The organism is Janthinobacterium sp. TB1-E2 (assembly GCF_036885605.1).
Lineage (GTDB): Bacteria > Pseudomonadota > Gammaproteobacteria > Burkholderiales > Burkholderiaceae_D > Janthinobacterium > Janthinobacterium aestuarii.
Map to the genome: position 1 here is coordinate 2,033,737 of NZ_CP142523.1, position 26,014 is coordinate 2,059,750.

Here is a 26,014-nt window from a genome sequence, read left to right on the forward strand (position 1 = left end):
TTCCGTGGCGTTAGAAGGTGTAGTTCAGCTTGGCGTAAAAGTACGCGCCATTGACGCCGATGGGGTTGATGAAATTGTAGGGCAGGGCGCCGCCATACGTGGCGTTATTCGTTTCCCGCACGCGCTGCGGATAGCGGTCGAGGATGTTGTTGCCGCCCACGCTCAAGGTCAGCTGTTTGCTCAGTTTCAGCTGACCTTCCAGGTCCAGCGACCAGACGGCGCCGAAGCGCTGTGCGGGGATGCCGTCGATCAGGGGCGCATCGCTGTCGTACGAAAAATCTTTCAGCTCGCCAAAGCGCGTGGCGCGCGCCTGCACGCCCCAGCCGGCTGCCTGCCAGTCGGCACCGAGTATCAATTTGCTGTTGGGGGACGCATGTTTGATGCGGAACAAACTCGTCTCCGTCAGCAGGGTCAGACTCGGATCGATATTGGCCAGCGCAGCGGAACTCTGGCGCACCTTGTCGAGGCTGGTCTTGTTCAGGTTCAGCGCCGCGTTCAGGTTCAGTTTGCCTGACGTGAACGCCAGGTCGTGGTTCAGCACCACGTCCAGGCCGCGGGTAGCGGTGTCGAGCAAATTGGCCAGGTAGGCCACGGACTGGATGTCGCTGCGGCCATTCGCGGCCAGGTAGGCCGTGACGGCGTCGCTTTGCAAGTCGCTCGAGCGCGTGATGCGGTCGCGGATGCGGATCACGTAGGCGTCCACCGTCACGCTGGTGGCGGCGGCCGGTTTCCAGGCCAGGCCCAGCGAGACGTTGGTCGATTTTTCAGGTTTCAGCTGTTGTGCGCCGAAGCTGCGCGCCAGCGGGTCGCCGGCCGGCAGCAGGGCCGCCGTTTGCAGGGCCGTGCCATCGGCGTTGAAGTTCAGTGTGGCGAAGCGGAAGCCCGTCTGTACGAGGGCCGGTGCGCGGAAGCTGTTCGACAGCGAGCCGCGCACGAGGAAATTGTCCGTCACTTTGTAGCGCGTGGACAGCTTGCCCGTGCTGGCGCTGCCGAAGTCGCTGTAGTGCGAGTAGCGGGCGGCGGCGCCCACCAGCAGGCGCGGCGTGAGATCGCTTTCCACGTCCGCATACACGGAGCGGATCTGGCGGCTGCCATCGTAGGCGTCCGATGGGCGCAAGCCCGGTCCCGCTTGCGCGCCCGGCGGCGCGTCCGTGAAGCTGCCGGCCGCATACGAGGCAGGGTCGCCGGCCGAGCTGGTGTAGGTCTCGCGCATCCATTCCGCGCCCACGGCCACGCTCAAGGGGGCGGGCAAGCCGATGTCGATGGTCCGCGTGGCATCGAGGTTCAAGGCATTCTGGCGGAAATCGAAGCCGGCCAGGCTGAAGCGCGTGGGGCTGGCCGCGCCCAGCGAGGCGTTGACGGAGTGGCTCACGCCGTAGTCAAAGCGGTCGCTGCCGTGGCGCGCGCTGGCGTCCCAGTTCCATTCGCCCGCGCTGCCGCGTACGCCGGCTACGATGCTGAGGTCGCGCTTGTCGCCGTTGGTGACGGGGCGGTAGCCGTTCGGATACAGGGCCAGTACGTTCGACGGGTCGCCCGGATAGCGGAAGTAGGCGCTGCCGTCGGACTTGCGCTCGTTGAGGGTGGCAAACGAGTACAGGTCGAGGCCGTTGGCCAGGGTGAGCTGGGTGTTGTAGAACACATAGTTGTTGCGCTGGCGCGAGTCGCCGGACTTGAACACGACCTTGCCGTCGAGCGCCTGGTCGGCCGGCGTAAAGTTGTAGGACGTCCAGCCCGCGTCGCTGGGGCCGGCCCGTTCCGTGGGCGAGCGGCGCCGCGTTTCCGCGCCGAAGCGGAAGAATCCCGCCTCGCCCAGCGGCACGCCATAGTCGGCGTTGACGATGACGGTCTGGCCATCCATCAGGGTTTGGTCGGTCGGCTCGAAATGCGTGTGGTTGGCGCCGTAGCTGACGGAAGCGGAGCCGCCCGTGCGCGCCTTTTTCAGCACGATGTTGATCACGCCCGCCACGGCGTCGCTGCCGTACTGGGCGCCGGCGCCGTCGCGCAGGATTTCGATATGGTCGATGGCGTTGGGCGGAATCGCATTGATGTCCACCGGCACGGTGCCGGCGAAGCTGCTTTCCGTGTCGAGCACGGCGCTCGTGTGGCGGCGCTTGCCGTTGATCAGCACCAGCACCTGGTCGGGCGCCAGTCCCCGCAACTGGATGCCGCGCACGGAGTCCGACGCGCCGCTTGACTCGATGCGGGGGAAGTTGATCGACGGCGACAGGTTTTGCAGGGCCGCGCCCACATCGCCCGTCGACAGCGCATTGCTCACTTCGCGCGCGCCGAAACGGTCGATGGGCACGCTGCTGTCGAACACCGTGCGGTTGCGCGCGCGCGAACCGACGACGGTGACCTGGTCGATGCTGGCGCTGGCCGTTTCAGCGGCGGTACCTGTGCTGGTGCTGGTTTGCGCGTCCTGTGCCCAGGCGGGCGCGGTGCCCAGCATGGCGCAGGCCAGCACGATGGCGCGCAGCGGCGTGGCGGGAAGGGATGGGGAGGCGGTTGAATGGCGCGGATACAAGGCGGTGTCCTTTGGGCTCGATTAGTGTTCGTATGGAAACAGTTGCAATGAGCTTAAGGGAGGCGCCCGCCGGCGCTAACGATTCTTTCTGGATATGCTTATGCTGTTGTTTTTATGCCGCCAGATTGCGCAGCAGCGCTGGAATCTCGGCCGGGATTTCGCGCGCCAGGTAGCCGAGGATGCCGAAGCGCAGGGCCAGCTGTTCGCCCGCCAGCGCATGCAGGGCGATGCCCCAGGCGCACGCCTGCTCCAGCGGCGCGCCTCGCGCCGCCAGGCCCGTGATGATGCCGGCCAAGGTGTCGCCGGAGCCGGAAATGGCCAGGCCGATATTGCCGCCCGCATGCGTCCAGGTCGTGCCATCGGGCATGGCGATGACGGTCAGCGCGCCTTTCAGGGCGACGATGGCGTTCCAGCGCCGCGCCGCGTCCGTGGCGCAGGCATGCGGGTCGGCCAGCACGGCGTCCTTTGACAGGCCCATCAGCTGGGCCAGCTCGCCCGCGTGCGGCGTCAGCAGCACGGGCTGGTCGAAGCGGAAGTGCGCGGGCTTGCGCACGACCTGCATGGCGCAGGCGTCAAGGATCAGACGGCTATTCGCAAACAGGGGCAGCAAATGTCGCATCAGCTCGCAGCTGGCGGCCGTGTCGCACATGCCTGGCCCGACGAGCACGGCATCGACCTTGCCGGCCAGCGGCGCCAGCTGGTGTTGCGCCTCATGCCGGAAGCCGCCTTGCGCCGTTTCGTCCAGGCCGATGACCCGCGCCTCAGGCATGGCGATGGCTACCTGCGCCGCCACCGATGCACCCGTCGCCAGGGTCAGCTTGCCTGCACCCGCGCGCAGCGCTGCCGTAGCGGCCAGCACGATGGCGCCCGGCATCTCGGCCGAGCCGGCGACGATCAGCAGATGGCCGCGCACTTCCTTGTCGCCGTCGGGCTGCGGCATGGGCAGGGGCCAGGAGCGCAGCAGGGTAGGCGTGATGTCGGTGGTGTCCATGCATGGCCTCCGAAAAAACTAGGATTTGGGCGCGGCCGGCATGTCGGGCTGGGCCGTGACGGGTGTACCCGATTCTTCCAGTGGCGCGACGAAGTTGCACAGGTCCAGCTGCAGCTTGCCGTGCTTGCCCAAAGCCGGGTTGAAAGCATAGGAAGTGACGCCGCAGTTGGGCACGTCGGCCGCCTTGTCGATGGCCAGGATGGCTTGCTCGTCGCAGCGCTCGAGCAGGTAGCGGAAGCAATTGACGATGACCTGATGGCCGACGATCAGCACCCGTTCTCCCCTGTATTCGCGGGTGATGGTGTCGAGCACGCTGCGCAGGCGCAGAATGACGTCGCACCAGCTTTCGCCGCCCGGCGGACGGAAGTAAAACTTGCCCACGTGCTGGCGCTGCTCGTGCAGTTCCGGATACTTGCTGGCGATGCCGTGCACGGTCAGGCGGTCGAGGATGCCGAATTCCTTTTCGCGCAGGCGCTCGTCGGCCACCACGGAGTTCAAGCTGTCCGCATCGATGCGCGCCAGCACGGCTTGCGCCGTCTGCTGCGCCCGCACGTACGGCGAATACAGCACGACGGTCGGTTGTTGTTCAGGGGGAAGGGTGGCGAACCAGTCGCCCAGGGCTTGCGCCTGGCGCGTGCCAAGCTCGGAGAGGGGGACGTCGACATCGCGCTCGGCGATGGCGATCAACAACTGTTTTTCCGCTTCGGCGGCATCGCGCGCCACGTTGCCGGCACTTTGGCCGTGACGCACGATCCAGATTTGCTGCGGCCATTTCTGTTCCATCGCCTTGCGCCTTCCTCCGTATTTATTGTTGATAAATATAGAGGAAAGCGGCAAGGCGCGGCGCGCCGCTGGAGAGCTGCTTAGGCGGCGTGTTCCGCTTCGTCCAAGTCCGGCGCATCGTCGCTGTTGTAGACGGCCAGGTCGGTCTGTCCCATGACCCGGCTGGTGACGGTGCCGGCCGTGATCGAGCCGCTCACGTTCAGAGCCGTGCGGCCCATGTCGATCAGCGGTTCGACCGAGATCAGCAAGCCGGCCAGCGCGACGGGCAAGTCCATCGCCGACAGCACGATCAGCGCGGCAAACGTGGCGCCGCCGCCCACGCCGGCCACGCCGACGGAACCGATGGTGATGATGGCCAGCAAGGGCAGCAGGAAGCTGACCGTGAAGGGATCGACGCCGACTGTCGGGGCGATCATGACAGCCAGCATGGCGGGATAGATGCCGGCGCAGCCGTTCTGGCCGATGGTCGAGCCGAACGAGGCGGCGAAGTTGGCGATGCCTTCCGGCGTGCCCAGGCGCTGGGTTTGCGTCTGCACGCTCATTGGAATCGAGCCTGCGCTGGTGCGTGACGTGAACGCGAATGCCAGCACGGGGAAGACTTTTTTCACGAAGCGCAGCGGGTTCAGGCCCACGCCGGCGATGATGGCCAGGTGCACGAGGAACATCAATATCAGCGCGCTGTACGAGGCGACGACGAAGTTGATCAGTTTCAAGATGTCCGTGTAGCTCGACGAAGCGACCACTTCAAACATCAGCGCGAACACGCCGTACGGCGTCAGACGCAGCACCAGGGTGACCATGCGCATGACGATGGCGTGCGCCACTTTCATGAAGTTCTCGAACGAGGCGAAAATCTCCGGCTTTTTCGCTGCGATGCCCGTGGCCGAAATGCCGATGAAGATCGAGAACACGACCACGGCGATGGTCGACGTCTTGCGCGCGCCCGTCATGTCGAGGAAGGGGTTGGTCGGCACGAAGCTGACCAGCAGTTTCGGCAGGGACAGGGCTTTCGCCGTTTCCAGCGAGCCTTGCAGCTGCATGCCCCGCGCCACTTCGGCGGCGCTCGACGTCAGGCCGACAGCCGTCAGGCCGAACAGCTTGGCCATCAGGATGCCCAGCGCGGCGGCGATGGTCGTGGTGATGAGCAGGGTGCCGATGGTCAGCGCGCTGATCTTGCCCAGCGAGCTCGCGTCCTTGAGTTTCAGGATGGCGGAAATGATGGACACCATGATCAGCGGCATGATGATCATCTGCAGCAGTTTGACGTAGCCGCTGCCGACGATGTCCATGTATTCATTGGTGCCGGCGATGATGGGCGAGCCGGCGCCGTACAGCCACTGCACGGCCGCGCCGAGCAGCACGCCCAGGCCCAGGCCCGTGAAGACGCGCACGGTAAACGTCGCGTGTTTGCGTTGCTGGTGGAACATGAAAGCGAAGACGAGCAACGCAACGAGCAGGTTCAGGATGATGTTAATTGCCATGAAGGGGCCTTATCTTGGTTTTATTCGAGACTGCACGGAGCACATAAAACAGTACTACAACTGACAGCTGCCCCAGCCCGGGGCGGAAGGGCAAGCACTGTACAGTACTATGGTGGCGTTTTGCGCAATACCGCTGCGAATATTACGCTATATAAATATGCTTCACAGGTATAAGCCTTGTGGCTGATTGTGAATTTAGCTATTTCGTGCAAGCATGCTTTTCCCGTTTGCTAAGATGCGCCAGACTATTTGATAGGAAGAAGATGAATGCATTAACTGAAGTACAAGTGCTCGATGCGGAAGAGCGCTTGCGCCTGGCCATGATGGCCTCCGACGTGGCCGGGCTGAACGCCTTGCTGGCCGACGACTTGTTGTTTACGAATCACCTGGGCCATTTGCTGAGCAAGCATGCGGACCTGGCCGCGCACGAGCAGCGCCTGCTGGCCATCACCGACTTGCGCGCGTCCGAGCGCCATGTGCGCATCAACGGCAACGTGGCCGTCGTTTCCGTGCGCATGCAGCTGACGGGCACCTATCACGACGTGGAAACGCATGGCGACTTCCGTTTTACGCGCGTCTGGGCGCAGGACGCGGCCGGCGCGCTGCAAGTGATCGCCGCCCATTCCGGCGTCGTGGCTTGAGGAGTATCAGTGGATCATCGTTCCAAAGGGCAGCTGTTTGAAGCTGTCATCGCCGCCGGCCCGGCCACCCTGGCCATCACGGCCGGCTATCCCGTGCTGTTGTATAACCTGGTGCGCACCTGGGCCGACGCCCCAGGCACCAACGCCCTGGCCGCGCTGCTGCTGACGGGCGGCGTGTGGGCCTTGCTGGAATTCTGGCGCATCGCGCTGGCCACGGTGGCGCGCAAGGCGTATGCCTTCAACTGGCGCTTCTGGCTGGCCATCGCCGGCTTTCTTGGTTGCTTCGTGCGTTTCGTGCCGGACATGCCGGCCGGACTGATGCTGCTGTTGATGGTGCTGCCGGCGCTGGCGTGGACGCATTTCATCTTGCTGCAGCTCAAGCGCCCGCCTAATTTGTAAGTTTTATTCTTCCTCTTCGGCTTCCACTTTCAGCCAGGCTATCCGTCCATTGCCCGCCTCATGCAGATGCGCGAGCAGGGCGGTGGCCGCCGTTTCAGGCAGGCTGAAGTCGAACAGCACGTGCTCGCCGTGTTCCACGTTCAGCAAGGCGGCGCCGGCGCCATCGAGTTCGCGGCGCAGCATGCCTTCCATCGCATACGGCACCGTACAGCGCAGGGTTCGCTGGCGCACGATGGCCGTCTTTTCCGCTTGCAACAACGCTTGCGCTACGCTGTCCGTGTAGGCGCGCACGAGGCCGCCCGCGCCCAGCTTGATCCCGCCAAAATAGCGCACGACCGTCGCCAGCACGCCTTCCAGGTCCTGGTGGCGCAGCACGTCGAGCATGGGCCGCCCGGCCGTGCCGCTCGGTTCGCCATCGTCGACGGCCGCCGACTGCCCGCCCGCCAGCAGCGCCCAGCACACATGGCAGGCGCCAGGATGCTGCGCCTTCAAGTCATTGACCACCTGCTGCGCGCTGGCGCGGTCCGTCATCGGCTGCACGCAACCGATGAAACGGCTTTTCTTGATGATCAGTTCGCTGTGGACGTGGGTGGCAATGGTAAACGGCATGACGGGTGCGAAGGCGGGCAAAGCAGCATGATAGAGGAAATGCGCGCCGTGGACGAGTCAGCCTGCTCGCGCGGCAGAAGCGGCCACCAGTTCGCGCAGCGCCGCATCGCGCACTTGCACAATATCGAACAGTCCCAGCGCGCGCAGGGCGGGCAGCGCGTCGACAATGTCGCGCTTGGCGATGGCCTTTTCGTCGATGCCGCTGGACTCGTCCAGCCATACCTTGGCATTGGCCAGGAAGGCGCCCACCGTGCCCTTGCGTACGGTCACGCCATTGAACTGGCCCTGGTTTTGTTGATCCGGCAATACGTCTTCTGCACGCATGGTGAACTCCTGAATGTTGGAAAGACTTCACTGTATGATGGCCAGATTGTCTTGCCTGCGTTGTTTATGTCATTCAATACGTCAAATCCGCCAATCTTGTCGCCATCACTGCCGCTGCGCGCCATGCGCATTACCCAGCGGCAGGAAAGGGTGACGGCGGCGCACCGCCACGCCAGCGGCCAGTTGTTCGGCGCCATGCGAGGCCTGCTTTCCGTTGCCGCCGACAGCGGGCAGTGGGTAGTGCCGGCCAGCCACTGCGTGTGGATGCCGCCCCATCACGTCCATGGCCTGCGTTCGCATGGCCCGTTTGCGGGCTGGAGCGTGTATGTGGACGAAGCCAGTTGCGCCAGCTTGCCCGCCGCGCCGTGCGTGATGCGCGTCTCGGGCTTGCTGCGCGAAGCGGTGGGCCGCGCCAGCGCCTGGGACGATGGCGCGCTGGATGCGCGGCAGGAACGGATCGCAGGCGTGATCCTCGACGAAATCGCCGCCGCGCCGCACGAGCCCTTCGGCTTGCCCCTGCCCACGGACCCGCGCCTGCTGCGCGTGGCGCGCGCCATCCTCGATGACCTGGCCGACGAGCGGGGCGTGGAAGCGCTGGCCGCCTGGGCCGGCGTGTCGCCGCGCACCCTGGCCCGCCGTTTCACGCTCGAGACCGGCTTTACGCCATCCGCCTGGCGCCAACGCGCCCGCATCCTGCGCGCCCTGGAGCTATTGGCCGCCGGCCAGCCCGTCACGGCAATTGCGCTGGACCTGGGCTACGACAACGTCAGCGCCTTCATCGCCATGTTCAAGCGGGTAATGGGCGTGACTCCGGGGAGGTATGGGGAGGGGCTGGAATAGCTGGTGCGCAAAACAAAAAGCCAACCGCGAACGGTTGGCTTTTTGTTTGCTGCAAATTCTTGGTAGGCCGTGCGAGATTCGAACCTGCGACCAACGGATTAAAAGTTCAGGCCTCTAACGTGTCAGAACCCGCATGCATTCCCCGTTCTTGTGCTCAGTACTATCTTTGCCCGGACTTCTCACTGCGGTACCTAGAACTTGTTGCGTTTTATTATTTTCCCTTTACAATGAATTGTTAATGTTTTTTTTATAAGATTAATGTGAGGGCAATATGGGGCAGCTTATCATCGTATTAGGCGACAAAACAGACCATGGCGGGATAGTGATTACAGCAGGGTCTACGACGGACACTATGGGGTTTCCGTGGGCGCGTCAGGGTGATATGGTGAGTTGTCCGCGTTGTAAAGGCGTGTTTCCAATTGCGCAAGGCGATCCCAACTTCATTTCTGATGGTGCTCCTGTCGCCTACGACGGCTGCAAGGTCGCGTGTGGGGCAACCCTCATCGGTGGCAAGCAGGGCATAACAACGACTGTTCCTAGTGGCGGAGCCGCCCCCGGTACTGGAGGTGGACTTGATGATCGGTTTGGGCTGATTAGCGGTACGATGGCTGCGGCCTACGAAGACGAACCTGTAGACTCGGAGGGGCAGAGGTTCAAGGGCCGCTTCCAAGTGCTTGACCGTATCACTGGCGAACCTGTTGCAGCTACTAGCGTGCGTGTACGATCAACGGACGGCCAGTACCTTACCGGGCAGACTGACAGCGAGGGATTCACTCAATGGATCGAGCGTGATGCCTCCGAAGCGCTTGCGTTTGACCTTATGGAGTCAGGCGCATGAGTGGCCCTTACCCTACAGGAGAAATGTCGCTCAATGGAACTACAACACCTGTTCATATCAATTTCGCCGAGGTAAACGGAAAAGACAAAGACGTACTGTGTATGGCTGTTTGCGAGTGTAAGGCTGTGCCAGAAATTGGTAAGAAAGGGCAAAGCCTGCGGCAAGTGTGCGTATCAAAAATGATGAGCAAACGCGACGCCTTGGCGGGTTATCAGAGCGAGCACAAGGCTGAAGTCAACTACGATATGACCAAGTACCCGCCAGTGCCGATCATGGATTTCAATACAAAAACGATGGCCCACCGTTGGGCGCCCGGCTGGATTAAGAAGAACTGGGACGCCGACCCTACGCATCCGCTATGGTTGCCGGGCGAAGGTTATGTGCGCCGCCCGGATGTTGTTATCGTCAAAGACCCTACAAAGCCGCCAACACACGACAATATCAAACAGGTAGTCGAGATCAAGTTCGATGGTGACCCTTGGGGCAGCCTTCAAGCAGAAAGCTATGAAATAATATCTGGCGAAGACAAGTTGGCATTGCTGACGCCGACAATGTGTAGCTGTGACGATCCAGACCGCAAGAAGCGTACAGAGGATTTGAAGGCGGAAGAACTGAAGGACGAGTTGAAGGGAATGCTTGACATCATCGCCAATAAGGGCGGGCGTGGTGGAAGACGTCCTAGGCTACCCAAGAAACTTCCGAATCTAAAGGACTAAGAGCATGGATGAACTTTCAAAAATCGACAGGATTAAGCTCCTGAAAGAGAATCAGGAAAGGATGGCGATTCCCGGTGGCCAATTCATGGAACGTGCGAAGAAAGGCTACGTGGGGGCGATTCCCGCCTTGACAGGTACGTTGTTCTTCAAAGACGCCCATACGCCTGCTGCACGGGCTGCAATTTGTGCATGCTTCGACGAGTACGAAGCCATAGCAGGGCAATATCTTACTTGGCTCTGGCGTGAAGAGCCTAAAGATGGCAAGGATCGTCTGCCCTACCGTGACGCCCAGCCTATGGCTGAGTTGATGAAGCAGCTAACGGAGGCTAGTGCCGTAAGCTTCGGGTACACGAGTGGGGAGCAGAATGTAGACGCGGGTGAATGGGAATTTCAAGTCGCTGGCAGGGGTGACTGGCAGGCTAAGATGGGTACTTGGGGGCTGTCTGTCGTACGCTTTTCCATGCCCCATTTGTACGCGGAAGAACACCCGCTGGCCTTTCAGGCGATGTTTGTCAAGTTCGCCGACTTGTTGAAAGCCGTGCATGGGTATGGCGGCAATGGGCTGGTGCTGTCGTTGGTGCGTGCCTACGACAACGAGCCTACTGAAGCGATCACCTCAGAAGAATACTATGACTACGACATTGGCAGTCCTATCAAGGCAATGAAGGGTGCCGGGACTGGGATTAAAACAGTGTCATGGCTGACCGCGATCAATAACGAATTGCTTGAAAAGGCCGGCGGTATTTCGGCGGCGCGCTCGGAGTTGCCGATGGACTGGTTTGCCCTGTACCCGTACAGCGAAGGCATAGTCATTCAGGCTGGGCCTTACGCGGCACCTGCGTCAGTAGATGATGATCCACAGCCAGCATCCTATGTGTTGCCGAACATGCTGCTGAAGGAAGTAAGAAGCACCAACATGGGAAGTTTTCACGGCGCATCTGCGTTTGGTGAGCCGCGTATCCGTGGCGCTGCTGCCGCTCGCTGGATGGCTCGCTTTGATGTGCCGCCTGAGGAACTGCTTAGTTTCAAAGCCAAGCTGTTGGACGAACCTAAGCTAAGCAAGGAGACGACGTTGCCAGGGCGACTTTAAAAATAGAAATACAGGGACGCAAAAAAGGGCTACGCGCCGAAGCGGGTAACCCTGCCCTGTCCTGCTAAATTCTTGGTAGGCCGTGCGGGATTCGAACCTGCGACCAACGGATTAAAAGTCCGCTGCTCTACCAGCTGAGCTAACGACCCAAAAACTTTGACTACTTACTGCGGTAACACTGTGCGGTACGGGCTTGCCATGGCGGCAAGTCAGCGTACTGCAAATTCTTGGTAGGCCGTGCGGGATTCGAACCTGCGACCAACGGATTAAAAGTCCGCTGCTCTACCAGCTGAGCTAACGACCCAAGGGCGGCTATTATGACGGCCAGCGGCGGTTTTGGGAAGGGCGGGGATGGAAAAAACCTTGCGCAGCGCTCGGAGGTGCACTAATATAGGTAGATAGCCTACCTACTTATATATTCCCATGCCCACTACCGAAGACCTTCCCATCCCCGAACGCGCGCTGGCGCTGTCCGATGAATTGCGCACGGCGTTCAAGCGTTTGCTGCGCTCCATGCAACGCGAAGGGGGCGAGCTGGAAGGCAGCGTGTCGATGATGCAATACATGCTGCTGGCCCTGATCCACGAGCAGCCCGGCATCGGCGTGGCCGCGCTGGCGCGCCTGCAGAATGTGCGCGGGCCGACCGTCAGCGCGCAGGTCAAGTCGCTCGAAGAGGCGGGGCTGGTCGAGCGCGGCGCGCCCGATCCGCAAGACCGGCGCCGCTCGGGGCTGCAGGTGTCCGCGCAAGGCCTGGCCATCCTCGAAACCCTGCGTGCGCGCCGCCGCGATGTGCTGGCGCAGCGCATTGCCCGTCTGACGCCGCAGCAGATCGATGCACTGGAAGCGGCCATGCAGCCGCTGCTTGAGATCGGACAAGCATGAGCCGCCACGATCAAGCCACAGGCGCAGAAAAAGGTGCTGCCAAACCCGTCACCGAGCGCGAAGTGCGCGCCATCTATCTGGGCCTGATGGCCGTGCTGGGACTCGGTGCGCTGGACCAGAGCATCGTCGCCACGGCCTTGCCGCGCATTGTCGATGACCTGGGCGGCATGGCCCATCTGTCGTGGGTGGTGACGGCCTACGTGCTGGCCTCGACGGCCACCATGCCCCTGTACGGAAAGCTGGCCGACCAGTACGGCCGCCGCCCCATGATCATTACGGCCCTGCTGACCTTCTTGCTCGGATCCGTGCTGTGCGGGCTGGCGCAGAACATGACGGAGCTGATCATCTTCCGTGCCATCCAGGGTCTCGGTGCGGGCGGCTTCATGCCGCTGGCGCAAATCATCATCGGCGACATCGTGCCGCCGGCCGAGCGGGGCAAGCGGCAGGGCATGGTGCCCATCGTGTATGCCGTCACCAGCGTGCTCGGTCCCGTGCTGGGCGGCGTGATCACGGATGCCTTGTCGTGGCACTGGATTTTCTATGTCAACCTGCCCATCGGCGTCGCCGCCTTTGTCATCATCGCGCGCGCCATGCGCAAACCGGCGCGCACGCATGCGCACAAGATCGACTATCTGGGCTCGGCCTTGCTGACGGGCGCCATCACGGCGGCGCTGCTGGTGCTGGCGCTGGGCGGCACCGAGTGGCCGTGGGATGGGCTGGCCATCAAGGTGTGCGGCGGCATTGCCGTGCTGCTGGGGATCTGGCTGGCGGTGCACGTGGGGCAGGTGGATGAGCCCGTGCTGCCGCCCGACCTGTTCGAAAACCGCACCTTCAATATCGCCAGCCTGGTGATGGCCGTGACCTTCATGGGCCTGATGGGCGCCAGCGTCTTCTTTCCCCTGTTCTTCCAGCTGGTGATGGGCACGAGTCCGGCGGAGTCCGGCGTGATGACGGTGCCGATGATGGTGGGGCTGGTGGCCTCGTCGATCTTCAATGGCCGGGTGCTGTCGCGCTCGGGCAAGTACAAGATGGTGCAGGTGGCGGGATTGGCCGTGGCGCTGCTGGCGTTTGCCGTGCTGGCCTGGGGCATGGAAACGTCGCGCGGCTACTGGATCATCGAGCCGGCCATCTTCTTCCTCGGCACTGGGCTGGGACTGGTGATGCCGAACATGACGATCGCCGTGCAAAATGCCTTGCCGCTGGCGCGCCGCGGCGTTGGCACGGCCATGCTGGCATTTTTCCGCTCGCTGGGCGGCTTGCTGGGCGTGACGGCGTCGGGCGCCATCCTCGCGCATCAGCTGCACAAGCACGGCGTGGAAGCCGTCTCGGCGCTGGGTGCGCAGGCGGCGGCGCAGACGGTGGACGTGTACCGCCATGCGATCGCCAGCGTGTTTGGCGCCGGCGCCGTGCTGCTGCTATTGGGACTGGTCTTCCTGCTGTTCCTGCCGGAACTGCCTCTGGAGGGGCATCCGGCAACGGTCAAGGACGATCAATAGCGCTCGAGCCAGTGCGCGTACGGCGCCGGCAGGGTCCACGAGGCGCGTTCCACGCCGAGTTCCTTGGCGGCAAAGTATGCCCAGTGCGGATTGGCCAGGTGCGCCTTGCCCACCATCACCACGTCGAGCTGCTCGTCCTTGACGACGCGCTCGGCAATCGCCGGCGTGCCGAAGCCCCAGGCGGACGAGACGGGCACGCCCGCTTCGCGGCGCACGCGTTCGGCAATCGGGCCCATGAAGGCCGGGCCCCATGGAATCGACACGTCGGGAATGGTGAAGCCCATGCTGACACTGATCATGTCCATGCCCGCGTCCTTGAACTGGCGCACGAGGCCGATCGATTCGAGCAGGGTTTGCTCGTCGCGGCCGTCAAATTCCAGCACGCCGAAGCGGATCGTCAACGGCAGGTGTTCGGGCCACACTTCGCGCACGGCTTTCAATGTTTCCAGCAGGAAGCGGCTGCGGTTTTCCAGGCTGCCGCCATAGATATCGTCGCGCTGGTTCGAGTGGGCGGAAAAGAAGCTTTGCGCCAGGTAGCCGTGGGCGAAGTGCAGTTCCAGCCATTCAAAGCCCACTTCGCGGGCGCGCACGGCCGCGTCGACGAAGTTCTGTTTCACGCGGGCGATATCGTCGAGGTCCATGGCGCGCGGCACTTTCGGCAGGCCGCCGCCAAAGGCGATGGCGGACGGGGCGATGGTTTGCCAGCCGCGCGCGTCGCCTTCAGGAATGTGGTCGTCGCCTTCCCATGGGCGGTTGGCGCTGGCCTTGCGGCCCGCGTGGGCGATCTGGATGCCGGGCACGGAGCCGGCCGCCTTGATGGCTTTCACGACAGGCACGAAGGCTTGCGCCAGGTCATCGTTCCAGATGCCGGTGCAGCCGGGCGTGATGCGGCCTTCCGGAGCCACGGCCGTCGCTTCGACGATCACCAGGCCGGCGCCGCCACGGGCCATGCCCGCGTAGTGCGACAGATGCCAGTCGTTGGCCTGGCCATCGACGGCCATGTACTGGCACATGGGCGGCACGGCGATGCGGTTGCGCAGGGTGATGTCTTTGAGGGTGTAGGGCTGGAAGAGGGCGGACATGGTGGCCTTTGTGTTTGTTGGTGGAAATGTGGGTGAATGCTGATTCGGTAGTTCGTAAATATTCGAAGAATGGAATTAGTATAGCGCATGCTGTATGATTCTGCACATGCGTCCACACAAACATCCTCCCGCCAGCGAATTCGTCCTCGAAAGAGTGCTGTACGCCTTGAGCGATTCCATTCGCCTCGACATCGTGCGCCACCTGGCCAGAGTCGACGCGGCCGCTTGCGGCGATCTGGACGGCGGGCGGCCGAAATCGACCGTCTCCCACCATTTCAAGGTCTTGCGCGAAGCGGGCCTCGTCTACACGGAAAACGCGGGCACGACGCACATGAACACCCTGCGCCGCGCCGATATCGAGAGCCGTTTTCCCGGCTTGCTCGACGCCATCCTCGCGCAGCCGCAAGCGAATCAGCCTTGAATCTGTCGTAGAATGCCTGCAAGATTGCCGAATTTACAGCACTGGAGTGCAGTCTCAAGCTGAAAGGTTGATCACGCATGAGAATTCCTGCACGGTATCGCTGGTGCTGCGCCACCGCTTTCGTACTGCTCACTGGCTGCTGGCCTTACACGGAGCCGGCCACGGGCGAATATGCCGATGTGTTGCGGCGCGGCGAAAAGGTGACCAAGGCCGACACATACGGGCGGTTTGCCGCCTTGTCGGTCGAGTACCGCCAGGGCGGCGGTTCCCTGATGTCCACGCACAACAATTCCATGCGGCTGATATATGGCGATAAAGTTATCGTCAAGACCACCGGTGGTATCGAACGCTGGACCGACTTCGCCCAGCCCGTCTATTTCGTCAGATTGCCTGACGATGACAGCGTGCTGGCGCTGGTCCACGAGCAAGCGGGCAAGGCCGTGGTCGAGAAGGTCGCGGCGTCGAGAGACGGCTACAGGGGCACCGAGGCGTATCCGCATGGCTTTCCCCTCTTTCCCGGCGTGCGCTATTTTCCCGGCGACCAGCGCCCCGGTTTCCTGTTGCGTGGCTTGCCCCTAAAAACCACTGTGCTGCCCAGTCCGCCAGAAAGCGATGGCAACCTGTACGCGTATGTCCTGGCGGCCATCTCGCCTGATGGAAGGTCGTTTGCATATGTCGATAGCGAATATGCGCCGTCCGTGGTGCTTGTCGTCGATGCGGACGGCAAGCGGCGAGACCCGATCCCGCTGCCGAGAATTTACCTGGCCGATACGCCTACCTACCAATTCCACCCTTACGAGCGGCTATGGGCCTGGTCGCGCACGGCGCTGGCATGGCACAAGAACGGCGCGGGCAGCTGGGAAGTGCGGCCGGACGGCACCGCGCCCGAGGCTGCCGGCGCGCGCAATCCGGTAGAGCAATTGTTTATCAGCGATCAAACCGGCTACCGAACCTGTTTTGCCGCCGACAATGCCGTCTGCCTGTCCGGCTGGCGCGGGGCGAACGCCGCCGAGCAGCGCAAGACTTTTGTATGGGACGGCAACACGCCGCCGTTTGCCTATGTGCCGGTAGCCACCACGGCCGCATTCGGCGCCAGGGTCGGCTTGCTGTTGTTGTCCGGGAGATGCTGCCGTGTGCCGTCTTACCATTTGTATCTCGATGGCGCGCCGGCGGCGGTGGCCGCGCAATTGTCCGCGCGCTTGCGCGACAGCAAGACGCCGTTCGTGCGCATCGATGAGTGCCCCCGCCGCGTCGGCTATGACGGCAAGTGCGAGGCGCAGCTGGCTCGGCAGATCGGGCGGGCGCAGTCGCTGGGACGCGAACTGGAGCAACTGCTCGATACCTGGGAAGAGCACGATGGCGTGCTGTTCGTCATGCCGTCCATGGTGGTCGCCGTGCGTGCGAACGAGCAGGGCGGCAGCGTGATCCAGACCCTGTTGCGTGCCGATTTGTCGCGCAAGGATTGATATCGGTCGTCTGCCGCGCGTCACCGAAATGCCAGGCTCGGCTATGATGTCGGCCTTTCGGTAAATCCTCGGCCGCGCGCCCGTTGCGCGCATGGCCGGCGAGACTACCTGGCACGGCAAGGATAGGGAATGACGGCAGCAGCAGTGGTATCACAGGCGGACCTGGCACATCGTCCGCAGTTTGGCTGGATCAATGGTTTGAAGGCAGGCGCGGCGCAGTTGATCGTGTTGCACCATCTGGCGTTTTACGGGCCTATGTCCGACTACGTGCAGCCGCTGTGGCCCGAGCTGCTGGACTGGCTCGGCGGCAGCGCGCGCATCGCCGTGCAAGTGTTCCTCGTCATCGGCGGCTTTCTCGTCGCCAAATCGCTCTCGCCCGCAGGCCGCCCCGGCATTGCCAACCCTCTGCAAGCGGTCTGGCGCCGTTATGCCAAGCTGGCGCCACCTTTCCTGGCTGCCACCTTGCTCGCGGCCATCATCACGCCTGTGGCCGGCATCTGGATGCAACACGATTCCATGTCGGCCGCCGTCACCCTGGGCCAGCTGAGCGCCCATGCCTTGCTGCTGCACGGCGTGCTGGGCTACGAATCGCTGTCGGCCGGCGCCTGGTACGTGGCCATCGATTTTCAGCTGTACCTGCTGACCGTATCGCTGCTGTGGCTGAGTGGCCGCGTGGCGGGAAAGCGGCGCCGGCACTGGCTGATGCCGCTGGCCGTCACCGTGGGCATCACCTTTTCCCTGCTGTATTTCAATCTCGACGCGGACTGGGATAACTGGGCGCCGTATTTCTTCGGCAGCTATGGTCTCGGCATGCTGGCCTGGTGGGCCAGCGATCCGGCCCGTAAACCCGGCGCCATGACCGTGCTCATGGCCATGGCCGCCGTGCCCGTCCTGCTGGCCCTGGCCGTCGACTACCGCAGCCGCATCGCGCTGGCCCTGATCGTCGCCTGCGCCCTGTTCCTGTTCGGCCGCGCCCGCACGCCTGCACAGGGCGGCGCCTGGAACATCATCAACGCGCTGGGCCGCATCTCGTACGCCGTGTTCCTCGTCCACTTTCCCGTCAGCCTGCTGGTGAATGCCTTGTTTGTCACCTACGTTCCACTCGATCCCGAGTGGCAGGCACTGGGCATGCTGACGGCCTGGGGCGCCAGCCTGGCGGCCGGCGCGGCGTTTTACCGCTGGGTGGAGGTGCCGCTGGGGCGGGTGATGGGGAGTGTGGTGGCGCATCTGGCCGGGCGGCAGGCGCTGGTGTCGCGTTAGAAACTCGGGGCGTCATGCAAAAGGGTGGAGGTATTGTTGCTCAAGGATATAGTTGCCGCGTATGCATGACGGCAAGAATTTCTATCGCGCTTGCTTCAACTCGATACACGACGACATAGTTTGGATGGGCAACCAGTTCGCGCGTGCCTGAAACTCTTCCGGACCGGTATAGGTGAGGGTGGCAGGGAAGCCGGGAGATGGCGTTGTCGATGTCATGGTAAAGCTGCAGCGCTGCCGGCCGGTTGTGCTGCGCGATATACGTGAGTATCGCGGTCAAATCTTCTTGAGCTTCAACCTTCCATTGAATCGGCAGCATGGCCGTCAGTCTGCGGCGTGACGATTTTCCTCAGTTGCGCCATGACTGTCTCGTGCGAGGCGGTAGCGCGGTCATCATTGAGCGACGCCAGCACCTTTGCGCGAAACCATTGTTCATAGGTTTCGGCTGCTTCCGTTGTAGCAAATTCGGACATGGTCGAGGATGGTGTGGCGTTCATGATTGTCTGATTATACGACAGTCCGATAAAGCTGTATCGCAGGTGGCAAGGCGTTTGATTTGTGTCAGCGATGGCATCGCGTGCAAGTGATGCTGCTGAAAACAAAAAAGCCAACCGCGAACGGTTGGCTTCTCTGAAGTATTTGGTAGGCCGTGCGGGATTCGAACCTGCGACCAACGGATTAAAAGTCCGCTGCTCTACCAGCTGAGCTAACGACCCAAAAACTTTTTACAACAACTTCGGTAACACTGTGCCGTAAAAAAATGCTTGCTATAACAACTCGCAAGCAGATCAGTACTGCGTATTCGTGGTAGGCCGTGCGGGATTCGAACCTGCGACCAACGGATTAAAAGTCCGCTGCTCTACCAGCTGAGCTAACGACCCGAAGAAGAAAGATTATAGGGGGTGCCCGGGATTCTGTCAAACCTAACGGGCAACTTTTTCCCCGCTTTTACTTTTTGCCGCCCCGTTCCTTGGCAGCCTGGGCCGCGCTGGAGTCCGGGTAGCGCGAGATCAGCGCGTTCAGGGTCTTGGTCGCGTTGGCCTTGTCTTTCAGCTCCGTGTAGCAGCTGGCGATGTTGAGCATGGCGTCGGGCGCCTTCGGGCTGTCCGGGTAGTTCTTCAGCACTGCCTGCTGGGCCGTGATGGCGCTCTTGCAGTCGCGCTGGGCGTAATAGGCGTTGCCCAGCCAGTATTGCGCGTTGGCCGCGTAGGCCGATTCCGGATAGCGTTTCACGAAGCCGTCCAGGGCCGTGACGGCGCCCTTGTAGTCGCCCGACTTGAACAGGCCGAACGCGGATTCGTACGCGCTTTGCTCGGATACGCCCACGGCCGCTTCCTGGCCGTCGATGGTGACCTGGCGCGGCTCGAGCTTGCGCAGGCGCGCATCGATGTCGGTGTAGAAATCCTTCTGGCGCTTTTGTACATTCGCCAGGTCGTTGCCCAGCACTTCGATCTGGCCGCGCAGGCGGGCGATCTCTTGCATGGTCTGGTCGTGCTGGTTGATCAGGCTCAGGGTGCTGGTCTTGTCCGCCTTGGTGTCGACGCGGCTGTTCAGGTCGCGCGCCATGGCGTCGACCTTGGCGCGCAGCTCGAGGATGGCCTTGCGCGCTTCGTCGTCATCGAACAGGGCGGCGTTGGCGTGCAGGGGCAGGTAGGCAAACGCGGCCATCAAGGCGGCGGCGAGGCCGGCTTTCGAGAATGTCATCATGGGTCGGGCTTTCTAAGGTTACGCAAACATGCAAACGGGGCGCCGGGCGGTGAATCACCGCGCTGCGCCCCATTATTATGCCTATGACTGGCCAGTTAGGTAAGCGCCAATGCTGCCGCGCTCACCTGTCAACATCAATAAACGATGTCAGCGCGGCGGTTTTCTGCCCATGCTGCTTCGTTGCTGCCTTGTGCTTTAGGCTTTTCTTTGCCCAGCGACACGGCTTCCATTTGGCCTTCTGGCACGCCCAGGGCTGCCATCGACTTGCGCACGGCTTCAGCACGTTTCTGGCCCAGGGCCAGATTGTACTCAGCGCCACCGCGTTCATCGGTGTTACCTTGGATCAGGATCTTGCGGCTAGGCGTTTTCACCAGGTAAGCAGCGTGGTTTTGCACGACTGGGGTGTCCGCTTCGCGCACGACGTATTTGTCGAAGTCGAAGTAGATGCTGCGGTTAGCCAGCACGCCTTTTGGATCGTCCAGTGGATCGACCGATGCGGTCGTCACTGGCTGAACTTGACGGGTGTCAACTGGAGCTGCGACTTTTTCAGGAGCGCGCTCAACCACTGGGGTTTCTGCTACTTTGACTGGGGTGCTGCAGGCGGACAGCAGAGCTGCGGTAGCGGCGATGAAAGCCAAACTTTTAAAGTTACTCATTTTTATTCTCCGGGTCATGGTTAAAGGTGAAACTGTACAGCATTTACTTCATAAAAGGACCCCAGGTGGGCTCCTTGATATTGCCAGCTTGCGTAGTCAAACGCTGTTTGACGCGGCCATCCACCGATACCACTGCCAGCGACTTGCGTCGTCCGGATTCGGTCGCGTACATGATATATTTCCCGTTGGGCGAAAAGCTCGGTGATTCGTCGTTGGCGGTGTCCGACAGGCGCAGTTCCTGGCCACTAGCCAGGTCGAGCGCGTAGAGCTGGAAATTGCCGTCGCGACGGGAAATATAAGCAAGTGTCTTCCCGTCGGACGAGATCCGCGGGCTGATGTTGTAGGAGCCGCCAAACGTCACGCGCTTGGCTTCGCCACCGCTGGCCGACATGCGGTAGATTTGTGGTCCGCCGCTGCGATCGCTGGTGAAGTAAATGCTTTGGCCATCGGCCGAGAATTGGGGTTCCGTATCGATGCCGCTGCTGGTGCTGACGCGGCGCAAACCGCTGCCGTCGGCATTGACGGTGTAGACCTGGGTATGGCCATCGCGCGACAGGGCCACGGCCAGGCGCGAGCCGTCCGGGCTCCAGCTCGGCGCCGAATTGCTGCCTTTTTCATTCGATACGATGGTGCGCTGGCGCGTCACCAGGTTTTGCACGTAGACAATCGGCTTTTTCTTTTCAAACGACACATACGCGACCTTGGTGCCGTCCGGCGACCACGATGGCGAAATGATCGGCTCGTTCGAGCGCAGCGCGACCTGGATGCCTTCGCCATCGGCGTCGGCCACTTCCAAGCGGTATTCGCGGCCCGATTGCGTGACGTAGGCGATGCGCGTGGCGAACGCGCCCTTGACGCCCGTCAGCTTTTCATAGATATCGTCGGCGATCTTGTGCGCCAGCAGGCGGTTGAATTGCGGTGCGGCCGCATTGTTCATGCTGGAAATCTGCGCACCCTTGATGGTGTCGAACAGCTTGTAGCGCACGTCCAAGCGGCCATCGGCCATGCTTTGCACGGTGCCGGCCGCCAGCGCGTCGGCGCCGCGCGATTTCCATTGCTCGTAGCTGACGGGGGCCGTTTCCGATACGGGCGCATCGGCATCGATCAGCTTGAACACGCCGCTGCGCGCCAGGTCGGCCTTGATAATGCCCGACAGCGATTGCGGCGCCGCCGATTCATTGACGAAGCTGGCGACAGCCACCGGGATCTGGTTGCTGCCGATCCCCGTAATCTCCACGCGCAACTGCGCCTGGGCGCTGGACGCTCCCAGCACCAGGCTGGCGCAGAGCACGACATAGCTCATTTTTTTCATGGTCATCATTTAGGCAAATCCTTCATCTCGAATATGAGTTCAATCTCGCGTTCCACGGTGCCGTCTTTTTTCTTCGGCAGTGGCGACGATTTATTAATGGCGTTTTCCACCGAGCTGTCATACGCCGGCAGGCCGCTACTTTTAATCTTTCGGACCGAAATAATTTCCCCAGTTGGCAGTTGCTCGATCTTGAACACGGCGCGCGGGTTGCCCGGCACGTCCGTGCTACCGCTGTACGCGATATTGCTCTTGATCTTGCTCGTCAGGGCAGCGACATAGCCGCTGTCCTTGCGTGGCGCGGTCGATTTCTCGGCCGTGCCCGTCGTGCCGGCGCCCGCCGCACCCGTGATGCGGCTCATTTCCGCAGCGCGTGCCTTGTCGGCGGCTTTTTTCTCTTCCGCCGCTTTTTTCGCCTTGGCAGCTTTTTCCGCCGCCGCTTTTTTATCGGACAGTTCCTTCTCGGCTTTTTCTTCCGCCGCTTTTTCTTTCTCTTTGGCCTGCTTGGCTTTCTCCAGCTTGTCGGCCTTTTCTTTTTCCAGCTTTTCAGCCTTGTCTTTTTCTTTCTGCTTCTGTTTTTCCAGTTCGCGCTTTTCTTCTTCGCGTTCCTTCTGTTCCTGCTTGCGGCGCTCTTCCGCTGCCGCTTTCTCTTTTTCTTCCTTCAGCTTGGCCTTCTTGCGCTCAAGGGCGATCTCCGCCTCGCGCAGGTCGACCTTCGGCTCGGGCACGGCCACCGGCGGCGGTGGCGGCGGGGCCGGCTGTTCCACTTCCGGTTCCGGCGGCGGGGCCGGTGTCGGCTCCGGTTCCGTCGCCACTTCGGGCGGCGGCGCGGCCGTCTGCACCTTCATGTCCCACACTTCCGCTTCGACGGCGACAGGTTCCGTATTTTGCCAGTGTACGCCCACCCACAGGAAAAACAGCAGCCCAAGGTGCATCGCCAGCGCCAGGCCCAGCGAGGGCCAGCGGCTGCGTTCGCGCGGCACGCTGTAGGGCTTGCCGAGTACATGGTCGATTTGTTTGTTCTGCAAAGTCTAGTCTATCTAAAAACGGTCAAGTCTGGAAACACGATGCTGCGCTTACTTGGTGGCCAGGCCAACGCGGGTAATGCCCATCTTTTTCGCTTCCGAAATGAGCTGGATCACATCGTCGTACTTGCTTTCCTTGTCGCCCGCGATCATCACGGGATAGTCGGGATTGCTCTCGTGCAAACCGCGCAGCTTGCGCAGCAGGGCGTCGCGGTTCGGTTCCGTTTCCGGCGACAGCTGTTCCTTGCCGATGACGCCGATCGACAGTGAACCATTCGGTTTCAGCACGATCTGAATATAGTCATCGGGCGGTTTAGCCGACTTTTCCGCGTTGGGCAAGTTCACCACGCTGGGATTGTTCGACGACGGCATCACCATGAAAATGATCAGCAGCACCAGCATCACGTCGATGTACGGCACGACGTTGATTTCGGACTTGAACTTGCGGCCACGGCCGCCGCGCATGCCGCCGCTATTGAATGAGGAACCCATGGACGCTGCCCCCTCTTAGCGCGACTGGCGCTGCAAGATGTTGGAGAATTCCTCGACGAAGCTCTCGAAGCGGATCGCCAGGCGGTCGATGTCATGCGAAAAACGGTTGTAGGCGACGACGGCGGGAATCGCGGCGAACAGGCCGATGGCGGTGGCGATCAGCGCTTCGGCAATGCCGGGCGCGACGGCGGCCAGGGTGGCTTGCTGCACGTTGGCCAGGCCGCGGAAGGCGTTCATGATGCCCCAGACGGTACCGAGCAGGCCGATGTATGGCGAGACGGAACCGACGGAAGCGAGGAAGGCCAGATGCGATTCGAGCACGTCCATTTCACGCTGGAAGGCGGCGCGCATGGCGCGGCGTGCGCCGTCGAGCACGGCGCCGACGTCCAGCGCTTCACGCGAACCGTAGGAAGCCTTGCCCTTGATGAATTCGCCCATGCCTGCGTCGAAGATGCGGGCCAGCGCGCCGCTCTGGTCGCGGTTGCCGCTGGCGTTCTGGTGCAGCGCATGCAGGTTGCCGCCGGCCCAGAAGCTGCGTTCGAATTCGATGGTTTGCTTGCGCGCCTGGCGCACGGCAAACATCTTGCGGAAAATGTAGGTCCAGCTGGTCAGGGAAATCAGCAGCAGCAGGGCCATGATCAGTTGCACGATCAAATGGGCATTGGAGATGAGCGCGAGGAAAGAAAGATCTTGTGTAACGTTCATTGGCTGGCAGTCTGTTGGGTGAATTGTCCGGAGGTGGCGGGTAGGGCTCAGGCGGCGCGCATGCGGGCCGCGACTGCATCAGGCACGGCGCGCGGACGCAGTGCCGAATCGACGCAGCCGATCTTGACGCGGGCCGTGTTGAGCAGGCGGTCGCCGCACCAGGCTTGTTGCAGGAAAACGATGGAGGCGCGCCCCATTTTTTCTATGTTTAAGGTTAATCTTACCGTGTCATCGAGCCTGGCTGGCGCATGATAGTCGGCGTTGACGCTTTTGACAACGAACATTGCGTCGTGCTGTTCCAGCAATTCCTGCTGGCCCACGTCGATGGCGCGCAGCCATTCGGTGCGCGCGCGCTCGAAGAATTTCAGGTAGTTAGCGTAATAGACGATGCCGCCGGCGTCGGTGTCTTCATAGTAGACACGTACGTTCCAGGTAAAGACTGAAGGCATGTTTATTGCGCCAGTAGTGAGATTGAGCAACATTTTACGCGATTTTTCTTCTTGTGACTGTGGGCGCTTGCTGGAAAGCCATGCAAAAGCTGCATATAAGTTGCACCGCAGCATTGTAAAACGGAGGGCTGCAATGGCAAGCCCCGTAACATACGCTTACATGCCTGAGCAAAGTTTACATCCAGCTTAAGACGATGGGCCGGCGCTGCCCGGGCGGCGATTATAGCCGCACGCTTGCATTCCTTGCTCAATTTGGGCACTTAACTTACAATTTGCATTCCATTACGTCTCACGTGACTGGCGAAAAGTCGGGCGATCTCCATGAGTGGCGATCGGCAATCCGGCGAAAGGTGGGCACCCACCGGGAAACGTGAGATTTTTCATCAGCCGTTCGCCTGGGTAGCCACTATGGAAAAGCACGAAGAGGCTGCCTGTCCAATGTTGTTATTCACTTAACGCCGGCTCCCCTCATTCGATCCAATCTGCCAGTACAAGCACCCTCATACTTGGAGTTTTTACATGTTTGCAAAAGATCACACCCTCGCCAACGTCGATCCTGAATTGTTCGCCGTCATTCAAAAAGAGAACACGCGCCAGCACGATCATATCGAACTGATCGCGTCGGAGAACTACACGTCGCCAGCCGTAATGGAAGCGCAAGGCTCGCAGCTGACGAATAAGTACGCCGAAGGCTATCCAGGCAAGCGCTACTACGGCGGCTGCGAATACGTCGACGTGGCCGAGCAACTGGCCATCGACCGTGTCAAGCAGCTGTTCGGCGCCGAATGCGCGAACGTGCAGCCGAACTCCGGCTCGCAAGCGAACCAGGGCGTGTTCTTTGCCATGTTGAAACCAGGCGACCTGATCATGGGTATGTCGCTGGCCGAAGGCGGCCACCTGACCCACGGCATGCCGCTGAACATGTCCGGCAAATGGTTTGACGTCGTCTCCTACGGTTTGACGGCGGAAGAAGACATCGACTACGAGGCAATGGAGCGCCTGGCCCGCGAACGCAAGCCGAAGCTGATCATCGCCGGCGCGTCCGCGTTCTCGAAAAAGATCGACTTCGAACGCTTCAGCAAGATCGCCAAGGAAGTTGGCGCCTACTTCATGGTCGACATGGCCCACTACGCCGGCCTGATCGCCGCCGGCCTGTACCCGAACCCGGTGCCGTTCGCCGACTTCGTCACCTCGACCACGCACAAATCGTTGCGCGGCCCGCGCGGCGGCATCATCCTGATGAAGGCCGAACACGAAAAAGCCATCAACTCGGCCATCTTCCCTGGCATCCAGGGCGGCCCGCTGATGCACGTGATCGCCGGCAAGGCCGTCGCTTTCAAGGAAGCGCTGAGCCCTGAATTCGTCGAATACCAGAAGCAAGTGATCAAGAACGCCGACGTGCTGGCGAAAACCCTGATCAAGCGCGGCCTGCGCATCGTTTCCGGTGGCACCGAATCGCACGTCATGCTGGTCGACCTGCGCGCCAAGAACCTGACGGGCAAGGAAGCCGAAGCCATCCTCGGTTCCGCGCACATCACCTGCAACAAGAACGGTATCCCGAACGACCCGCAAAAACCATTCGTCACTTCGGGCATCCGCCTGGGCAGCCCGGCGATGACGACGCGCGGTTTCAAGGAAGCGCAAGCGGAAGAAGTGGGCAACCTGATCGCCGACGTGCTGGACAATCCGCATGACGCCGCCACCATCGAGCGCGTGAAAGCGGCTGTGAAAGTCCTGGCCGACGCGCACCCTGTGTACGCCGCATAATAATTTGTCCAGAATGTGTCATACGGAGTAAGATTCTGTATGACACATTCCTTCGTGCCCAAGG

The 26,014-nt window shown here is 61.6% G+C and carries 28 protein-coding genes, 4 tRNA genes and 1 riboswitch; of the genes, 12 read left to right on the plus strand and 20 right to left on the minus strand.

The genetic code is table 11. The features are described from left to right. Window positions 1–10: 10 nt before the first annotated feature. From OPV09_RS09135 to OPV09_RS09150, 4 genes are all read right to left on the minus strand, one after another. Window positions 11–2,524, minus strand: coding sequence for a TonB-dependent receptor (locus OPV09_RS09135; RefSeq protein ID WP_338681330.1), 2,514 nt, complete (start codon window positions 2,522–2,524; stop codon window positions 11–13). 112 nt (window positions 2,525–2,636) lie between these two features. Then, complete coding sequence (locus tag OPV09_RS09140) at window positions 2,637–3,515, minus strand: NAD(P)H-hydrate dehydratase (RefSeq protein ID WP_070300875.1); 879 nt, start codon at window positions 3,513–3,515, stop codon at window positions 2,637–2,639. Window positions 3,516–3,533: 18 nt separating this feature from the next. Then, entirely contained in the window at window positions 3,534–4,298 is a 765-nt protein-coding gene (locus OPV09_RS09145; RefSeq protein WP_070300876.1) for a histidine phosphatase family protein, read from the minus strand. Window positions 4,299–4,378: 80 nt separating this feature from the next. After that, a complete protein-coding gene (locus tag OPV09_RS09150; RefSeq protein WP_338681331.1) occupies window positions 4,379–5,779 on the minus strand; it encodes an L-cystine transporter in 1,401 nt (466 codons plus the stop codon). Window positions 5,780–6,042: 263 nt separating this feature from the next. On the opposite strand from OPV09_RS09150, the gene OPV09_RS09155 reads away from it, so the two are divergent. Both OPV09_RS09155 and OPV09_RS09160 read left to right on the plus strand, forming a co-directional pair. Further along, on the plus strand, window positions 6,043–6,420 hold the full coding sequence (locus tag OPV09_RS09155; RefSeq protein WP_338681332.1) for a nuclear transport factor 2 family protein: 378 nt from the start codon (window positions 6,043–6,045) through the stop codon (window positions 6,418–6,420). Between the two features lie 9 nt (window positions 6,421–6,429). After that, window positions 6,430–6,819 (plus strand): hypothetical protein, encoded by a 390-nt coding sequence (locus OPV09_RS09160; protein ID WP_338681333.1) that lies wholly within the window; start codon window positions 6,430–6,432, stop codon window positions 6,817–6,819. Window positions 6,820–6,822: 3 nt separating this feature from the next. Here the strand turns inward: OPV09_RS09160 and OPV09_RS09165 are convergent, their stop codons facing one another. Both OPV09_RS09165 and OPV09_RS09170 read right to left on the minus strand, forming a co-directional pair. After that, window positions 6,823–7,428, minus strand: coding sequence for a YigZ family protein (locus OPV09_RS09165; protein ID WP_338681334.1), 606 nt, complete (start codon window positions 7,426–7,428; stop codon window positions 6,823–6,825). 57 nt (window positions 7,429–7,485) lie between these two features. Next, window positions 7,486–7,752: a hypothetical protein gene (locus tag OPV09_RS09170; protein WP_338681335.1), complete on the minus strand. Its 267-nt coding sequence runs from the start codon at window positions 7,750–7,752 to the stop codon at window positions 7,486–7,488. Between the two features lie 93 nt (window positions 7,753–7,845). On the opposite strand from OPV09_RS09170, the gene OPV09_RS09175 reads away from it, so the two are divergent. The 4 genes from OPV09_RS09175 (at window position 7,846) to OPV09_RS09190 (ending at window position 11,236) form a co-directional block, all read left to right on the plus strand. Next, window positions 7,846–8,592, plus strand: a complete 747-nt coding sequence (locus OPV09_RS09175; protein WP_425324049.1) for an AraC family transcriptional regulator — start codon at window positions 7,846–7,848, stop codon at window positions 8,590–8,592. Window positions 8,593–8,863: 271 nt separating this feature from the next. Continuing rightward, complete coding sequence (locus OPV09_RS09180; RefSeq protein WP_338681337.1) at window positions 8,864–9,430, plus strand: PAAR domain-containing protein; 567 nt, start codon at window positions 8,864–8,866, stop codon at window positions 9,428–9,430. Continuing rightward, a complete protein-coding gene (locus tag OPV09_RS09185; protein WP_338681338.1) occupies window positions 9,427–10,146 on the plus strand; it encodes a VRR-NUC domain-containing protein in 720 nt (239 codons plus the stop codon). The genes OPV09_RS09180 and OPV09_RS09185 overlap by 4 nt, the downstream gene beginning before the upstream one ends. 4 nt (window positions 10,147–10,150) lie before the next feature. After that, complete coding sequence (locus OPV09_RS09190) at window positions 10,151–11,236, plus strand: type VI immunity family protein (protein ID WP_338681339.1); 1,086 nt, start codon at window positions 10,151–10,153, stop codon at window positions 11,234–11,236. A 73-nt stretch (window positions 11,237–11,309) separates the two neighbouring features. Here OPV09_RS09190 and OPV09_RS09195 read toward each other — a convergent pair. Together OPV09_RS09195 and OPV09_RS09200 are read right to left on the minus strand one after the other, a co-directional pair. Continuing rightward, window positions 11,310–11,385 (minus strand) — tRNA-Lys (locus OPV09_RS09195). A 79-nt stretch (window positions 11,386–11,464) separates the two neighbouring features. Continuing rightward, window positions 11,465–11,540, minus strand: a tRNA-Lys gene (locus OPV09_RS09200). 119 nt (window positions 11,541–11,659) lie between these two features. Between OPV09_RS09200 and OPV09_RS09205 the strand changes: the two genes are divergently transcribed. Together OPV09_RS09205 and OPV09_RS09210 are read left to right on the plus strand one after the other, a co-directional pair. Further along, on the plus strand, window positions 11,660–12,118 hold the full coding sequence (locus tag OPV09_RS09205; RefSeq protein ID WP_034759213.1) for a MarR family winged helix-turn-helix transcriptional regulator: 459 nt from the start codon (window positions 11,660–11,662) through the stop codon (window positions 12,116–12,118). Continuing rightward, the gene (locus OPV09_RS09210) at window positions 12,115–13,614 is read left to right on the plus strand and encodes an MDR family MFS transporter (RefSeq protein WP_338681340.1); all 1,500 of its coding nucleotides are present in this window, start codon (window positions 12,115–12,117) and stop codon (window positions 13,612–13,614) included. The genes OPV09_RS09205 and OPV09_RS09210 overlap by 4 nt, the downstream gene beginning before the upstream one ends. Here OPV09_RS09210 and OPV09_RS09215 read toward each other — a convergent pair. Further along, window positions 13,608–14,696, minus strand: coding sequence for an NADH:flavin oxidoreductase/NADH oxidase (locus tag OPV09_RS09215; protein ID WP_070300894.1), 1,089 nt, complete (start codon window positions 14,694–14,696; stop codon window positions 13,608–13,610). The two genes, OPV09_RS09210 and OPV09_RS09215, sit on opposite strands and share 7 nt — an antisense overlap. 106 nt (window positions 14,697–14,802) lie before the next feature. Between OPV09_RS09215 and OPV09_RS09220 the strand changes: the two genes are divergently transcribed. The 3 genes from OPV09_RS09220 to OPV09_RS09230 all read left to right on the plus strand — a co-directional run bounded on the left by OPV09_RS09220 (window position 14,803) and on the right by OPV09_RS09230 (window position 17,843). Continuing rightward, a complete protein-coding gene (locus tag OPV09_RS09220) occupies window positions 14,803–15,117 on the plus strand; it encodes an ArsR/SmtB family transcription factor (RefSeq protein WP_034759577.1) in 315 nt (104 codons plus the stop codon). Between the two features lie 77 nt (window positions 15,118–15,194). Further along, the gene (locus OPV09_RS09225) at window positions 15,195–16,583 is read left to right on the plus strand and encodes a hypothetical protein (RefSeq protein ID WP_338681341.1); all 1,389 of its coding nucleotides are present in this window, start codon (window positions 15,195–15,197) and stop codon (window positions 16,581–16,583) included. 129 nt (window positions 16,584–16,712) lie between these two features. After that, window positions 16,713–17,843, plus strand: coding sequence for an acyltransferase (locus tag OPV09_RS09230; protein WP_338681342.1), 1,131 nt, complete (start codon window positions 16,713–16,715; stop codon window positions 17,841–17,843). Between the two features lie 40 nt (window positions 17,844–17,883). On the opposite strand, the gene OPV09_RS09235 is transcribed toward OPV09_RS09230, so the two are convergent. From OPV09_RS09235 to ybgC, 11 genes are all read right to left on the minus strand, one after another. Continuing rightward, complete coding sequence (locus OPV09_RS09235) at window positions 17,884–18,159, minus strand: type II toxin-antitoxin system RelE/ParE family toxin (RefSeq protein ID WP_034759194.1); 276 nt, start codon at window positions 18,157–18,159, stop codon at window positions 17,884–17,886. Then, window positions 18,134–18,337 carry a hypothetical protein gene (locus tag OPV09_RS09240; RefSeq protein ID WP_070300899.1) on the minus strand — a complete coding sequence of 68 codons (204 nt, stop codon included), beginning with the start codon at window positions 18,335–18,337 and terminating at the stop codon, window positions 18,134–18,136. The genes OPV09_RS09235 and OPV09_RS09240 overlap by 26 nt, the downstream gene beginning before the upstream one ends. A gap of 143 nt (window positions 18,338–18,480) precedes the next feature. Next, window positions 18,481–18,556, minus strand: a tRNA-Lys gene (locus OPV09_RS09245). A gap of 89 nt (window positions 18,557–18,645) precedes the next feature. Continuing rightward, window positions 18,646–18,721, minus strand: a tRNA-Lys gene (locus OPV09_RS09250). Between the two features lie 67 nt (window positions 18,722–18,788). Then, a complete protein-coding gene (gene ybgF, locus OPV09_RS09255) occupies window positions 18,789–19,547 on the minus strand; it encodes a tol-pal system protein YbgF (RefSeq protein ID WP_338681343.1) in 759 nt (252 codons plus the stop codon). A 134-nt stretch (window positions 19,548–19,681) separates the two neighbouring features. After that, window positions 19,682–20,203 (minus strand): peptidoglycan-associated lipoprotein Pal, encoded by a 522-nt coding sequence (gene pal, locus OPV09_RS09260; RefSeq protein ID WP_034759187.1) that lies wholly within the window; start codon window positions 20,201–20,203, stop codon window positions 19,682–19,684. A 43-nt stretch (window positions 20,204–20,246) separates the two neighbouring features. Beyond that, window positions 20,247–21,515 (minus strand): Tol-Pal system beta propeller repeat protein TolB, encoded by a 1,269-nt coding sequence (tolB, locus tag OPV09_RS09265; protein ID WP_425324050.1) that lies wholly within the window; start codon window positions 21,513–21,515, stop codon window positions 20,247–20,249. 5 nt (window positions 21,516–21,520) lie between these two features. Beyond that, complete coding sequence (gene tolA / locus OPV09_RS09270) at window positions 21,521–22,540, minus strand: cell envelope integrity protein TolA (protein ID WP_338681345.1); 1,020 nt, start codon at window positions 22,538–22,540, stop codon at window positions 21,521–21,523. Window positions 22,541–22,588: 48 nt separating this feature from the next. After that, complete coding sequence (locus OPV09_RS09275; protein WP_223278896.1) at window positions 22,589–23,029, minus strand: ExbD/TolR family protein; 441 nt, start codon at window positions 23,027–23,029, stop codon at window positions 22,589–22,591. Window positions 23,030–23,044: 15 nt separating this feature from the next. Beyond that, complete coding sequence (gene tolQ, locus OPV09_RS09280) at window positions 23,045–23,734, minus strand: protein TolQ (protein WP_034759183.1); 690 nt, start codon at window positions 23,732–23,734, stop codon at window positions 23,045–23,047. 47 nt (window positions 23,735–23,781) lie between these two features. Further along, the gene (ybgC, locus tag OPV09_RS09285; protein ID WP_070300900.1) at window positions 23,782–24,183 is read right to left on the minus strand and encodes a tol-pal system-associated acyl-CoA thioesterase; all 402 of its coding nucleotides are present in this window, start codon (window positions 24,181–24,183) and stop codon (window positions 23,782–23,784) included. Window positions 24,184–24,466: 283 nt separating this feature from the next. Further along, a riboswitch (ZMP/ZTP riboswitch) is annotated at window positions 24,467–24,591 on the plus strand. A 111-nt stretch (window positions 24,592–24,702) separates the two neighbouring features. On the opposite strand from ybgC, the gene glyA reads away from it, so the two are divergent. After that, complete coding sequence (gene glyA / locus OPV09_RS09290) at window positions 24,703–25,950, plus strand: serine hydroxymethyltransferase (RefSeq protein ID WP_034759173.1); 1,248 nt, start codon at window positions 24,703–24,705, stop codon at window positions 25,948–25,950. Window positions 25,951–26,014: the final 64 nt, after the last annotated feature.